Annotated in this window: 11 protein-coding genes; 2 read left to right on the forward strand and 9 right to left on the reverse strand. The window is 39.1% G+C overall.

The features are described 5' to 3' along the window. Positions 1-8: 8 nt before the first annotated feature. From AA637_RS11035 to AA637_RS11050, 4 genes are all read right to left on the reverse strand, one after another. Entirely contained in the window at positions 9-1,277 is a 1,269-nt protein-coding gene (locus tag AA637_RS11035) for a DNA cytosine methyltransferase (RefSeq protein WP_446682796.1), read from the reverse strand. A 287-nt stretch (positions 1,278-1,564) separates the two neighbouring features. Beyond that, positions 1,565-3,766 (reverse strand): photosystem I core protein PsaB, encoded by a 2,202-nt coding sequence (gene psaB, locus AA637_RS11040; RefSeq protein ID WP_446684579.1) that lies wholly within the window; start codon positions 3,764-3,766, stop codon positions 1,565-1,567. Positions 3,767-4,026: 260 nt separating this feature from the next. Further along, a complete protein-coding gene (gene psaA / locus AA637_RS11045; RefSeq protein ID WP_446682797.1) occupies positions 4,027-6,279 on the reverse strand; it encodes a photosystem I core protein PsaA in 2,253 nt (750 codons plus the stop codon). A gap of 213 nt (positions 6,280-6,492) precedes the next feature. After that, a complete protein-coding gene (locus tag AA637_RS11050; protein WP_446682798.1) occupies positions 6,493-7,299 on the reverse strand; it encodes a Cof-type HAD-IIB family hydrolase in 807 nt (268 codons plus the stop codon). Between the two features lie 96 nt (positions 7,300-7,395). On the opposite strand from AA637_RS11050, the gene AA637_RS11055 reads away from it, so the two are divergent. Further along, positions 7,396-8,382: a glycosyltransferase family 2 protein gene (locus AA637_RS11055; RefSeq protein ID WP_446682799.1), complete on the forward strand. Its 987-nt coding sequence runs from the start codon at positions 7,396-7,398 to the stop codon at positions 8,380-8,382. On the opposite strand, the gene AA637_RS11060 is transcribed toward AA637_RS11055, so the two are convergent. The 5 genes from AA637_RS11060 to AA637_RS11080 all read right to left on the reverse strand — a co-directional run bounded on the left by AA637_RS11060 (position 8,370) and on the right by AA637_RS11080 (position 12,229). Then, a complete protein-coding gene (locus AA637_RS11060) occupies positions 8,370-8,819 on the reverse strand; it encodes an ATP-dependent zinc protease family protein (protein ID WP_446682800.1) in 450 nt (149 codons plus the stop codon). The genes AA637_RS11055 and AA637_RS11060 overlap by 13 nt on opposite strands. Before the next feature lie 15 nt (positions 8,820-8,834). Continuing rightward, positions 8,835-9,188, reverse strand: coding sequence for a hypothetical protein (locus tag AA637_RS11065; protein WP_446682801.1), 354 nt, complete (start codon positions 9,186-9,188; stop codon positions 8,835-8,837). Between the two features lie 212 nt (positions 9,189-9,400). Beyond that, the gene (recA, locus tag AA637_RS11070) at positions 9,401-10,459 is read right to left on the reverse strand and encodes a recombinase RecA (protein WP_446682802.1); all 1,059 of its coding nucleotides are present in this window, start codon (positions 10,457-10,459) and stop codon (positions 9,401-9,403) included. 356 nt (positions 10,460-10,815) lie between these two features. Continuing rightward, positions 10,816-11,703 carry a hypothetical protein gene (locus tag AA637_RS11075; RefSeq protein ID WP_446682803.1) on the reverse strand — a complete coding sequence of 296 codons (888 nt, stop codon included), beginning with the start codon at positions 11,701-11,703 and terminating at the stop codon, positions 10,816-10,818. Between the two features lie 13 nt (positions 11,704-11,716). After that, a complete protein-coding gene (locus tag AA637_RS11080) occupies positions 11,717-12,229 on the reverse strand; it encodes a hypothetical protein (protein WP_446682804.1) in 513 nt (170 codons plus the stop codon). Positions 12,230-12,596: 367 nt separating this feature from the next. On the opposite strand from AA637_RS11080, the gene AA637_RS11085 reads away from it, so the two are divergent. Beyond that, positions 12,597-13,826, forward strand: a complete 1,230-nt coding sequence (locus tag AA637_RS11085) for a glycosyltransferase family 4 protein (RefSeq protein WP_446682805.1) — start codon at positions 12,597-12,599, stop codon at positions 13,824-13,826. The last annotated feature ends 54 nt before the right edge of the window (positions 13,827-13,880 follow it).

Below are 13,880 nucleotides of genomic sequence, written 5' to 3' on the forward strand. Positions count from 1 at the left end.
GTTAATTGTCAATCATTGACTATCAACCTTTTTCTTTTGGGAATTATCTCGTTAGATACTGACCAATATTCACAGGCTTGACTCATATTATATTTCATCAAATCTATGGCTGGTGTTTTTAGTTTTTTTGGGTAGTCTAATTCTTTGGTATCTACTTCTAAATTTTTAATAACTTCATCCCCCAAGGCTTTGGCAAACATAGGAATAACAGCGTTACCAATTTCCCTAAAACCATGCCAAATTGTCTCGTGAAATAAAAACCAATCAGGAAAAGTATGTAATCTTGCAGCTTCCCTGACAGTGATACAGCGAGGTTTTTCATAATGAATAGGGCGCGGAGCAGTATGAGAGCCTTTATCTCTTCCTGTACCTGCTCTGAGGGTATTACATAAACCTGTGGGAGAAAGTTTAAGAAAGCGACTTATTTTGTCTATATCTCCTTGAGATAATGATTCAAAGCGTTTTTTAGATTTTTCTGTATGGTTTGATCCCAAATGATTATAGACAAGATTATCCCTTTGTCTTTGATGACAAAACTTATATATCCCTTGAGGTTGTAAACTAAAATTTTTTCTAAATCCTGAATAGTCTAACTTTTCAGCTTCAATACCTTGATTAATACCTATAAAAGCAGGAATAGAGTTTAGATCTGCGATCGCCCCTTTCACATTATTAAATTCCCCCGTTTCCACAGGATAATCAAGGGGAGTAACATCTTTTCGACTCCCTAACAAAATTAATCGTTTTCGCCTTTGTGGTGCCCCAAAAACACTGGCATCCATAACCTTCGGTGGGGCTATATCATAACCAATATTATCAAACTCCTCCATCAACTCCTGCAAAAATTGCTGATGTTTTCCTGCCAACATTCCAGGCACATTTTCAAAAATAAAATATTTAGGTTGTAAATCTTTAATTACTCTTACATATTCAAAAACCAGAGAATTTCTAGGATCATCCCATTGACGTTTTCCCATCAGAGAAAATCCCTGACAAGGAGGCCCCCCTGCCACCAAATCGAGATCTTTTTCGAGGAGAATATTTTTTAAAACAGCAGTATCTAATTTACTAATATCTTGGCAAATGGTTTTAGTGTAGGGAAAATTAAGATGATGAATAAGAGCATGAATAGGATCAATTTCCACCGTAGCAACAATGTCAAATCCCGATGCTTCTAAACCCAAAGACATCCCACCGCATCCTGCAAATAAATCAATGGCAATGGGTCTTTTCTTTAATGGAGAATTGATAATTGATAATTGAGAATGAAGGATCATCTAGTCTATGGGTAATTGTTCACCAGAAGATTAATTGTCCATGGTTAATTGCCTACTGTCAATTATTCTCTCCATTGCTTTAATTACTAACTCCTGTTTCAATAATATACTAATTAGAGCGGGGAACAGGCAACAGATAGTAATTGTTTATTGTCAATTGTTACACGGTGAACAATAGTAAACTCTACTAATCGGATTTGGTATAATCTGCTTTACCATCAAATAATAAAAAACCCCCTACCGAAGTAGAGGGTTGAATCTCAATTACTAACTGTTATTAGTTTCGTTTAACCGAACTTACCAGCCGTAGAAGCAATCAAGAAGGCTGCGTAGGTGAGGATGTAGCCAATGGTGAAGTGGGCTAAACCAACCAAACGAGCTTGTACGATGGACAATGCAACGGGCTTGTCTTTCCAGCGAACTAAGTTAGCTAGAGGAGTACGCTCGTGTGCCCATACGATGGTTTCGATCAACTCTTGCCAGTATCCACGCCAAGAGATTAGGAACATGAAACCAGTTGCCCAAACGAGGTGTCCGAAGAGGAACATCCAAGCCCAGACGGAGAGGTTATTAACACCATAGGGGTTATAACCGTTGATTAACTGAGCGGAGTTCGCCCATAGATAATCTCTGAACCAACCCATGAGGTAGGTAGAGTTTTCGTTAAACTGGGCAACGTTGCCAGTCCATACACCGAGGTGTTTCCAATGCCAGTAGAAGGTTAACCAACCGAGGGTGTTTAACATCCAGAACATAGCGAGGTAGAAGGCATCCCACGCGGAGATGTCGCAAGTACCTCCACGGCCAGGACCATCACAAGGGAAGGAATAACCGAAGTCTTTTTTGTCGGGCATTAGTTTAGAACCACGAGCATCTAAAGCACCTTTTACCAATATTAAGGTAGTGGTATGTAAACCAAGGGCGATCGCATGGTGTACTAAGAAGTCACCAGGACCGATGCTGAGGAATAAGGAGTTAGTACCACTGTTGATGGCATCTAACCAACCAGGTAACCATACTGCGCTAGAAGTAGAAGCAATACTTTCAGGGTTAGCAAGTAAGGCATCAAAACCATAGAGAGCTTTACCAGAAGCAGCTTGTACAAATTGAGCGAATACAGGCTCGATGAGGATTTGTTTTTCGGGAGTACCGAAAGCAACCACTACATCGTTATGAACATAAAGTCCGAGGGTGTGGAAACCTAAGAAGAGGGATACCCAGCTGAGGTGAGAAATAATCGCCTCTTTATGTTCTAGCATACGGGCTAAAACGTTATCTTTGTTAGCTTCGGGATCATAATCACGAATAAAGAAGATCGCACCGTGGGCAAATGCACCAACCATTAAGAATCCAGCAATGTACTGGTGGTGGGTGTAAAGGGCCGCCTGAGTGGTGTAGTCCTTAGCGATGAAAGCATAGGAAGGTAGAGAGTACATATGTTGAGCCACCAAGGATGTTACAACTCCCAAAGAAGCTAGGGCTAAACCTAACTGGAAGTGTAAAGAGTTGTTGATGGTGTCGTATAAACCTCTATGTCCTGCGCCTAATCTTCCAGAAGGAGGATTGTGAGCCGCTAAGATGTCTTTGATGCTGTGACCGATTCCCCAGTTAGTGCGGTACATATGACCAGCAATAATGAAGATAACGGCGATCGCCAAGTGATGGTGTGCAATATCAGTCAACCATAAAGACTCAGTTTGGGGATGGAAACCACCTAAGAAAGTAAGGATTGCAGTTCCAGCTCCATTAGCAGTTCCGAAGGCATGACTAGCAGTGTCAGGGTTTTGAGCATAAACACCCCAGTTTCCAGTAAAGAAAGGAGCTAACCCAGCAGGGTGAGGTTTTACACTCAAGAAGTTGTCCCAACCTACATGAATACCACGGGATTCAGGGATTGCTACGTGAACCAAGTGACCAGTCCATGCTAAAGAACTCACACCGAACAAACCAGCTAAGTGGTGGTTGAGGCGAGATTCAGCATTTTTGAACCAAGAGAGGCTAGGACGGAACTTAGGTTGTAAGTGCAACCAACCAGCAAACAAGAACACAGCAGAGAGGATTAAAAGACCTACCGCACCGCTATATAAGTCTTGGTTGGTGGTCATACCAATGGTATAAAACCAGTGATAAACACCAGAGTAAGCCACGTTTACGGGGCTAGATGAACCAGCTTGAGAGAAAGCATCGATCGCACCTTGACCGAAATGAGGATCCCAAATCGCATGGGCGATGGGACGTACGTTTAAAGGATCTTTGATCCATTGCTCAAAATTGCCTTGCCATGCTACATGGAATACGGTACCGGAAGTCCAAAGAAAGATAATCGCCAAATGACCGAAGTGAGAAGCAAAAATCTTTTGATAAAGGTTCTCTTCGGTCATACCGTCATGGGTTTCAAAGTCATGAGCGGTAGCTATTCCGTACCATATCCGCCTTGTAGTTGGATCTTGGGCTAAATCTTGGCTAAATTTGGGAAATTTAGTTGCCATAGCTTTTTCTAGGAAGTCTCCTGTTACACAATGAGGGTCAACGTTTGTATTTTGTCGTTGCTCAATTTTGTTTTTTTGCTCTTGCCCAGAGCCTATGAGGATAAGTCCGGGCAAGTGTTTAAAGTTGTTTTTCTTAATTTCGTTGAGAATGGTTAAAACATTATCAACTTAATAATTTAGGTTTTAAAACGGCTTCATTTGTTATTTTATAACCTATTTAACCGTCCCTTTCCCCACAATTGTAGAGAAAGTTTACATTCCTAACCAACTGCCAAAATACGACAGAGGAAGAATGCCCAAGTAGTTACAATACCTCCTAAGAGATAATGAGCTACCCCAACCGCACGACCTTGAACAATGCTCAAAGCACGGGGTTGAATTGCAGGGGCTAGATTGAGTTTGCTGTGAGCCCATACAATGGATTCGATTAATTCTTGCCAATAGCCACGTCCACTAAAGAGGAACATTAAGCTGAAAGCGAAGATAAAGTGACCTGCGAGGAACATAATTCCGTAAGCAGATAGAGCAGAACCGTAAGAGTTAATTACGTTAGCGGCTTGTGCCCATAAGAAGTCTCTTAACCAACCATTGATGGTAATAGCACTTTGGGCAAAGTTACCGCCAGTAATGTGAGAAACCGTACCATCGGGAGCCACCGTACCCCAAACATCCGATTGCATTTTCCAGCTAAAGTGGAAGATTACGATGGATAAGGAGTTGTACATCCAGAATAAACCTAAGAACACATGGTCCCAACCAGACACTTGGCAAGTACCACCACGACCAGGTCCATCACAAGGGAAACGGAAGCCAAGCTCAGCTTTATCAGGGATAAGTCTGGAGCTACGGGCATAAAGTACACCTTTAAGAAGGATTAACACGGTAACGTGAATGGTAAAAGCATGGATATGGTGAACCATGAAATCAGCAGTACCTAAAGCAATGGGCATCATAGCCACTTTGCCACCTACGGCCACTACATCGCCACCAAAAGCATAACTAACGGGGGCGGAAGCGAAAGGTGCTGTGCCACCAGGGGCTACAGTGTGAAGGTTCTGAATCCACTGAGCAAATACAGGTTGTAACTGAATTGCACTGTCAGAGAACATATCTTGAGGACGACCTAAAGCTCTCATGGTGTCGTTGTGAATGTATAAACCGAAGCTATGGAAACCAAGGAAAATACATACCCAGTTAAGGTGAGAGATAATAGCGTCTCTATGACGTAATACTCTATCTAAGAGGTTATTAACATTTTTAGCAGGATCATAATCACGAACCATGAAGATGGAAGCGTGAGCTCCAGCACCTACGATGAAGAAACCACCGATCCACATATGATGGGTAAAGATGGATAACTGTGTACCGTAATCGGTAGCAAGGTAGGGGTAAGGAGGCATGGCATACATGTGTTGTGCCACGATGATGGTTAAAGAACCAAGTAATGCTAAGTTAATGGCTAATTGGGCGTGCCATGAAGTGGTTAAAATTTCATAGAGTCCAGTGTGACCTTCACCAGTGAAGGGCCCTTTGTGACCTTCTAAAATTTCTTTCATGCTGTGACCAATACCCCAATTAGTGCGGTACATATGACCAGCAATAATGAAGAGAACTGCGATGGCAAGGTGATGGTGAGCGGTATCAGATAACCAAAGACCACCAGTTACAGGGTTTAATCCACCTTTGAAGGTCAAGAAATCGGAGTAAACACCCCAATTTAATGTAAAGAATGGTTTTAAACCTTGGGCGAAACTGGGATACAACTCAGCCATTTTACCTGCATCGAGGATGAACTCGTGGGGTAAAGGAATGTCAGCAGGCGCAACCCCAGCATCTAATAACTTATTAATAGGTAAAGATACGTGGATTTGGTGCCCTGCCCAACCCAAAGAGCCTAACCCTAGTAAACCAGCGAGGTGGTGGTTCATCATGGATTCCACATTTTGGAACCATTCTAGTTTAGGAGCCGCTTTGTGGTAGTGAAACCAACCAGCAAAGAGCATTAAACCAGCCATGACTAAACCACCAATGGCGGTTACATAGAGCTGATAGCTATTGGTAAAACCGGAGGCTCTCCATAGTTGGAAGAAGCCAGATGTGATTTGAATACCTTGGAAACCACCGCCCATGTCGCCATTGAGGATGTCTTGTCCTACAATAGACCACACTTGTTGAGCGCTGGGTTTAATGTTCATGGGATCGGATAGCCACGCTTCATAGTTGGAGAAACGTGCTCCGTGGAAATACATCCCACTTAACCAAACAAATACTACTGCTAAATGACCAAAGTGAGCGCTAAAGATTTTACGAGAAATATCTTCTAGGTCGCTAGTTTGGCTATCGAAATCGTGTGCGTCGGCGTGAAGATTCCAAATCCAAGTGGTGGTTTTGGGTCCTCTAGCTAAAGTGCGATCAAAGTGTCCGGGTTTGCCCCATTTCTCGAAAGAAGTAGGTACCGGATTTTTGTCAACGGCTACTTTAGCCTTCGCCTCTTTTTGAGGGGTTACTGTCATGAGTGATTCTTCTCTCGACAAATACTTAAACTACTACATTAACCATGATGATAATGGGTATTTGCTACAGTTGTGGGATTTGCTTAACAATATTTAAAATTTGCTTAACAATTGCTACGATTACGCCATAGCTTAATCTTTGGTAACAAAAGTCAAGGTTTTGTTACTTTTCTTTATGTATGGGATTTTAGGGATTGAAATGGTTGTTTTTCCCTAAAATTTGAGTTGAGAAATAATCTGGGCAACTCCGTTATTCTCTACGTTATCGGTGGTATAAGTGGCGATCGCCTTTAATTGTGTAGGGGCATCTCCCATGGCAACACCAATTTGGGCGTACTCAATCATGGTGTAATCGTTAAAATTGTCACCAATGGCCATTACCTGCTGAGAGGATAAACCTAGTATTTTTTCTGTTACATACTTAATAGCATCCCCTTTATGGACATGGGCGGAGGTGGCTTCTAGGTAAGTAGGATTGGACTGGGTAAGGTAAAGATTACGGTTGTGGTAACGTTGCTTGAGATCATCTAATAAGGAGCGAATGAGGGATGGATTAGGGCTTAGAGCTAGTAGTTTGGTGGGGGATTGACTCAACAAATTCCTTAAATCATCCACCACATTAACAATAATGCCTGATCTCTCGATATAAGAATCAGTTTTCTCCGTAACTTTATCTACGTATAGTTGATCGTTAAAATAAACGTGAATTTCTACCTCATGGGAGCGAAGGTAATCTAATAATTCTAGGGCTACTTCGTGGTCGAGGGGACGATGGGAAATCATTTCCCCTGTAACGGGATTTTGTATCCAAGCCCCATTGTAGGAGATTATCGGTAAATCTGCCCCTATTTCATCATGGAAGCGATGGGCTGAGCAATACATTCTGCCCGTGGCTAAGCCTACTTTTATGCCCCTACTTTGAACTTTTTTGATGGCTTCAATTACTTCAGGATTGACTTTGTTGGATTCCCCTGCAATGGTACCGTCAATGTCTAAAAATAATACTTTGATATTTTCCATGGTTTTTTGTGATGATTTATATAGTTTATATCTTGAAACTTAATTCCAATATAATTTTGTTAGTTCAATAAAGTTATCGCTTTTGGGAAGAAAATTGTGTTAGATACTATTTGCATTTTTTCGACAATAAAAGCTTCTTTGGAAGAAACGTCTTCTTTCATTGAATATCATATTCAAATAGGGATTGACTTTCTAATTATATTTTTCGATCATCCGCAAGATGAAGCCATAAAAAAATACCAAGACAATAAAAAAATAATGTGTATTTCCTGTACTCCTGAGTATTGGGAGCAGAAGACGAGTAAGAAACCATTGTCCGTAGAGGAAAGACAAGAAATCAACGCAAAGTTTGCTTTAAAAATCGCTCGTTCAAAAAAAATCGACTGGATTATTCATATTGATGGAGATGAATACTTATACGGATATGAAAAATCTATTAAAGAAATACTATCTAATATCAATAAAAAAAATCATTTAGTAAGATTTCCAGCAGTAGAAGCTGTTCCTTATGAGTTAAACCATATTAACCCCGTTCAAGAAATTAGTTTGTTTAAGGTTCATCCTTTAACTAGATTAGGAAAAGATTTTAAGGCGAGTCGATGGAATTATTTATGTTTGCTATGGGAAAAAATTACTTACCGTTTGAAGTTTTTCTTGGCAAATATTTTATGTGAAGGATTAGACAGAAAAAGTTACATAAGAGGCTACCTAATCGGGAAATCAGCAGCAAGAGTAAATAGTGATATTACAGGATTTAGATGTCATTTTCCCATAGCTGAAAAAAATAAATTGCTCAATTACACTATGGTTGATAATTTAATTATTTTACATTTTAATTGTTCCTCTTTTGAGTTATGGAAACTAAAGTGGAAAAGAAGACTTGATAACACAGTAAGCCAGAAAAGACTTAATAATGTACAGAAAAAAGAATTAAAAGTATTTTCTGACCATTTTTTATTGGCTGAGAATAATAAACAATTACAAAACATTTATAAAAGTTTATATTTTTTAACTGATAAACAAAAAAGTATATTGAAAAAATTAAAACTGCTCATAGAAATTAATATTTATCAACAATTATAATGATGGAGAAAAGAGTTTCCTGTATCCACTAAAAAGCGATTTTTGACGGCACCTCTACCCAGTAACATTCTAAAGCCCATGGAGTCTCTATTGGTTAGGGTAAGGGCGATCGCCCATGAAATATCACCTAAAATAATCTTAGTCTCGATTACCGGTCGAGTTTCGGAAATGCCCCCCGAATTTTTAACAGTGCGATATTCCAAGAGGGGTGCTGTAGTTAACACAGAAGTTTGATTATCTTTTTGAATAGGATGAATTTCAAACTCCACAATTTTTTGATTTTCCCTTTCCACAACATTGACATTAAAGGCATGGAGGGCCGATGTTTTTGCCCCAGTATCAATTTTTGCCTTAATGTCTTTTACCCCTAATTGTGGCAAGGCTAGATATTCTCGCCAACCAATTAATGGTAAAGATTGATTTTTACTAATATTCATATCACCCAGCAACTATTAATCATCCTTTCCAGCAATAACTCCTTTTGCCTTACTAACTAAGCCCATAACATCCTGTAAAGAAATTTTTAATAGAGACAAAATACCGATAACTACCAACACAAAGCCTATTAAAAAACTAGCATCAGAAAGATATAAACCTACAATCACAATAAAATAAGGAGACAAAATAGCACTAATTTTTTCCACCAACTTCACCGTTTGAATTTGCTCTTTATCCATCACATCATCAGGAATGGGAGCCGAGGATTCTTCTATCTCAACATCGGTATTACCATAATTAGTTGGGGTTAAATTTTCCATGGTAGGATTTATTTCGCTTTTCTTTTCTTTGTTTCCCTTACTAAACATGACAGAATTATCCTCTTCTTATTAAATATCAATCAATTAAACTATAGCAATCCTTTAGGATTTGTGTACAAGTCAGGACAGAAAATTTGCCCTGATGAAAAAAACAAAAACAACTTGTTCCTCAAACAAAATACCATGGAGAATAGTGGGCAATGCCCACTTTACAAAACTCATTGTCTGGTTTTATGGGAAAGTCAAGTAACTATATCTTTTTACTCCTCGCTATCGTAATCACTACTATTTGACCCAGCAAAGTTAACATTATTAATATCAAGGTTTTCCTTAACTTTTTGTTCCACAATTAAAGCTAACTCAGGATTTTCTTCCAAATAACGAACAGCATTATCTCTACCTTGGGCAATGTTATCACCCTCATAGCTATACCAAGCCCCTTTACGACTAACCACGTCAGTTTTTTCTGCTAAGTCGAGAAGGCAACCAGTGCGGGAAATTCCTGAACCAAAAATGATGTCAAATTCAGCAATACGAAATGGAGGGGCAACTTTATTTTTCGCCACTTTTACCTTCGCCCTGATACCGTATTCTCCATCACTACCTTTTTTAAGGGTTTGAATTCTGCGGATGTCTAAACGTACAGAAGCATAGAATTTTAATGCGGTACCTCCCGTGGTAACTTCAGGGCTACCATAACTAATACCGATTTTTTGACGTAGTTGGTTAAGGAAAATTACTGTAGCGCCGGATTTACCAATATTTCCTGCAATTTTTCTCAGGGCTTTACTCATCAAACGAGCCTGTAAACCCACTTGTAAATCTCCCATTTCTCCTTCAATTTCGGCACGAGGTACGAGAGCGGCTACGGAGTCAATAACTACTAAATCGACGGCGGCACTACGCACCAGTTGATCTACTATTTCGAGGGCTGATTCTCCATTGTCAGGCTGGGCTACCAGTAGGTTATCTATATCTACCCCCAAAGCACTGGAATAATTAGGATCTAGGGCATGTTCCGCATCGACAAAAGCCGCTACGCCCCCTGCTTTTTGTACTTCTGCGATCGCATGGAGTGCTAGAGTTGTTTTACCAGAACTTTCAGGACCATAAATTTCGATAACTCTACCTTTTGGTAAGCCACCTCCCAATGCTAAATCAAGAGTCAAGGCACCACTAGAAATGGTTTCTACTTTCATTTTGGTGGCATCACCAAGCCGCATAATTGCCCCTTTGCCGAAGTTGCGCTCAATTTGAGTGAGGACTAGGTTAAGTGCCTTTTCTTTGTCTGAACCTTGTGTGCTGGTACTTGTAGCCATGATTTTCCTGTTATTTTATCTACTCGTCTTTAACTTAGTATAGATGTTATTTTCTATCCTAATTTTTCCTAATGTTATTAGTACATCAGTATCAAAATTATACTTTATTTTGGGCAAAAAAAGATTATTGGTTTGTGAAAATTACTATGACTCATTCTTTTAGTGGGACTAAAGGCTCTTAGGCAAGGCCTGTCCACTTTGTGAGTGCCTTTAAAAAAGAGATTATTCATTAAAAAATTTCTATGGGGAAGCAAATGAGGAAATAGAATTTAATGGGAATTTAGTAGTTATGGGAGATGGTTTTGATAGGAATAGTTAAACGATAATGGTGGGCAATGCCCACCGTACAGATAATTTTATACCTCAAGCATGGCCCGACGAATTAACCTAGTGGCAATAGATTGGGTGCCAGTGTGTTCAAAATAGTTGGTGGACATATCAAGGAAAGCGGCTACATAATCGAGTTGATCATCGGAAAATTCTACAAAACTCTGTAGGTTTTTCATAACCTTACCTTGGGTTAAATTGCGATCGCCCACAAACCCCGTCATCCACCCAGTGACGGCCCCAAAACTCTTATGGACAAATTCCAGCTGCCCCGCAGGATTGCCCCCTGGAATAAATTTACTAACCTTAGAGAAAGAGCCATTTTGAGACAACTCCTTAGGACTTAGATTGTTGAGAGTTGATTGTACCGCCAAAATAAAATCAGGACCAAAGGGAATTAGAGCATCGATACACACAAGGGCAGCCATACGCATCAGGGCTTCTCCTTCATACTCCTTCAAAGCCTTGACAAAATCCCCAATACTGTCCCCCGGTAAGCCATTAATCTGACAAAAAGCGACAATTTCCACCACTAATTTAATGGATAAATCCAAAGCCTGTGCTTTTTCATTGTTGGGGGTTAACTTGTTGAGGAAACTAAGAAAACCAATCTTTTCCCCTACTTTATTCGCTAAAGCAGCAGTACCTAATGCGGAATCAGCATTATCAACGGTTTGATATAACCATAAAGCCCTTTGATAACCTTGATTTTTATCATTGTATAACCACACGGCGCGATCGCCTATTTTTTGAATCCATTTCTCATCGGTTTCCTGACTAATATCCCGAATCATCTGCTCAAAATTAGTCGGGTTTTGCCACTGCCCCGGTGCTACAAAATCTAGGGAATTCAATACCATGGTGGTCAAATTACGCTTTGGTAAATTATCCACTAAATCAAAAATAGCTTTACTCATAACTTTTATACTCCTAATTTAAACTAGCTAAACCATCGAGATCAAATTTGCCCAACCAAGTCTCTCTATCTGCTACGCTAAAGCCATCATCCATTGACCTGACTGTCACTTGAAATCTATCTTCTACTAATACCGCCGTTGCTCTTGAGCCTTTTTGAGCCGCAGGATAACCCCCTATTTGCTCTTGACTATCAGCAAAATCATCCTTGGCAGAGGGATTACTAATGGTATCAAAAACTCCTAAAGTTGCCACATTTTGCCCAGAGTCTTTTAGAATAGCTTCCACAAAACCATCTTTTTCTTGGGTAAAAACTCGCTCATAATTTCCCTCACTAGGGGGGAAAAAGCGGTTAAAACTAGAACCGTCCTCGGCATCGGTAGAGACGGCAGTATCACGTCTTCCTGCGTCAATACTTTCTTGTTGCGCCCCTTCAAACCTTGATGGGGTACTATCTCCACAAGCGGGGAGAATCACCAGTAAACAGGCGAGGGAAAAACCAATTATTAAACGAGATAACTTTTTCATTTGATCTAAATTTAGCTAAAATTGACTTTTATAATTTATCACTCATACCAATTTTAAATGATTTATTAGCTATCAAATATTAAAAAAACTTTTATTTTTAAAAAAAAATTCTAAATATTGTTAGTAAACAATGCTAAATTTTACAAGAATTATTAACAACAAACAACTTTATTTTACATTAATATAATTAAATCCTTTGTCTCAAAATATCTTTTCTTGAAATATCGCTCTTATTATTTTATGGTTATTTCTTAATCATTTATATTTTTATTACCTCAAAAAAAGTAACCTTTATATAATTATTGAAAAATACTAAAACAATAATTTAGTCTAAAAACTTCACAAAAAATATACTTCTATTTAAATAATGCGTATTCTTATTTATTCTTATAATTACCACCCAGAACCCATCGGCATTGCTCCTCTAATGACAGAATTAGCAGAAGGATTAGTAAAAAAAGGTCATGAAGTAAGGGTTTTAACCGCTATGCCCTGGTATCCTGAAAGTAAAATTTATCCTGAATATAGAGGGAAAATCTATACGGAAGAAGAAAGAAATGGTGTAAAAATTTATCGGTCCTACGTATGGGCAAGTCAGAAAAGAAATTTTATAAATAGAGCTATGTTTGAGCTTAGTTTTGCTTTTTTTAGCTTCTGGCAAGGGTTAAAACCGTGGAAACCTGATGTTGTTTTATCTACTATTCCTGGGCTTCCTGTGATAGTTCCTGCTTATTTATTAAGTAAAATATATGGCTCTCCTTTGGTGATAAATTTACAAGATATATTACCCGATGCGGCGGTTCATGTGGGTTTATTGACGAATCAAAAATTAATTAAAATATTTTCTATATTAGAAAAATTTGCCTATAAAAAAGCCAATAAAATTTCAGTAATTGCCGATGGTTTTATTAAAAATTTAGCAAATAAAAATGTAGATATGGATAAAATTGTCAAAATACCCAATTGGGTTGATGTAGATTTTATTAAACCTATGGCAAAGGAGGATAGTTATTTTATTCAGGAAAATAACTTACAGGGAAAATTTGTGGTGATTTATTCTGGTAATATTGCCCTGACTCAACCCGTTGAAATTTTAATAGAGGCGGCTAGTGAGTTAAAACATTTAGATAATTTAATGGTGGTGATTGTGGGCAAGGAGGAAGCGCTGGCAAGGTTGGAAAAATATCGTCAAGAGTTGGGATGTGAGAATGTTTTACTAAAGCCTTTTCAGCCTAGGGGAAAGTTACCGCAAATGTTGGGGGCGGTGGAAGTAGGCATGGTGACGCAAAAAAGTAATGTGATTGATTTTAATTTACCTTCTAAAATTCCTGTATTATTGGCTAGTGGTTGTGTTCTTATCGGTTCTGTGCCTGAGTCTGGCACTGCTGCCCAAGCTATTCGAGAGAGTGGGGGTGGGGTGGTAATTCCCCCGGAGGATGCTGTGGCTTTGGCTAGGCAAATTGAGGAGTTTTATCATAATCCCGAACTTGTGGGGCAGATGAGTATGGCAGGGCGTAAATATGCGGAAACTCATTATTCTTTTCAAGGCGCGATCGCACTTTATGAACAACTTTTTGATGAGGTGATGAGGCGATGAGGGGTAGGGGTGATAAAACTTTGATTATTTATTATCCATGATTAATTATTCATT

The organism is Cyanobacterium sp. HL-69 (assembly GCA_002813895.1).
In the GTDB taxonomy this organism is placed as follows: domain Bacteria; phylum Cyanobacteriota; class Cyanobacteriia; order Cyanobacteriales; family Cyanobacteriaceae; genus Cyanobacterium.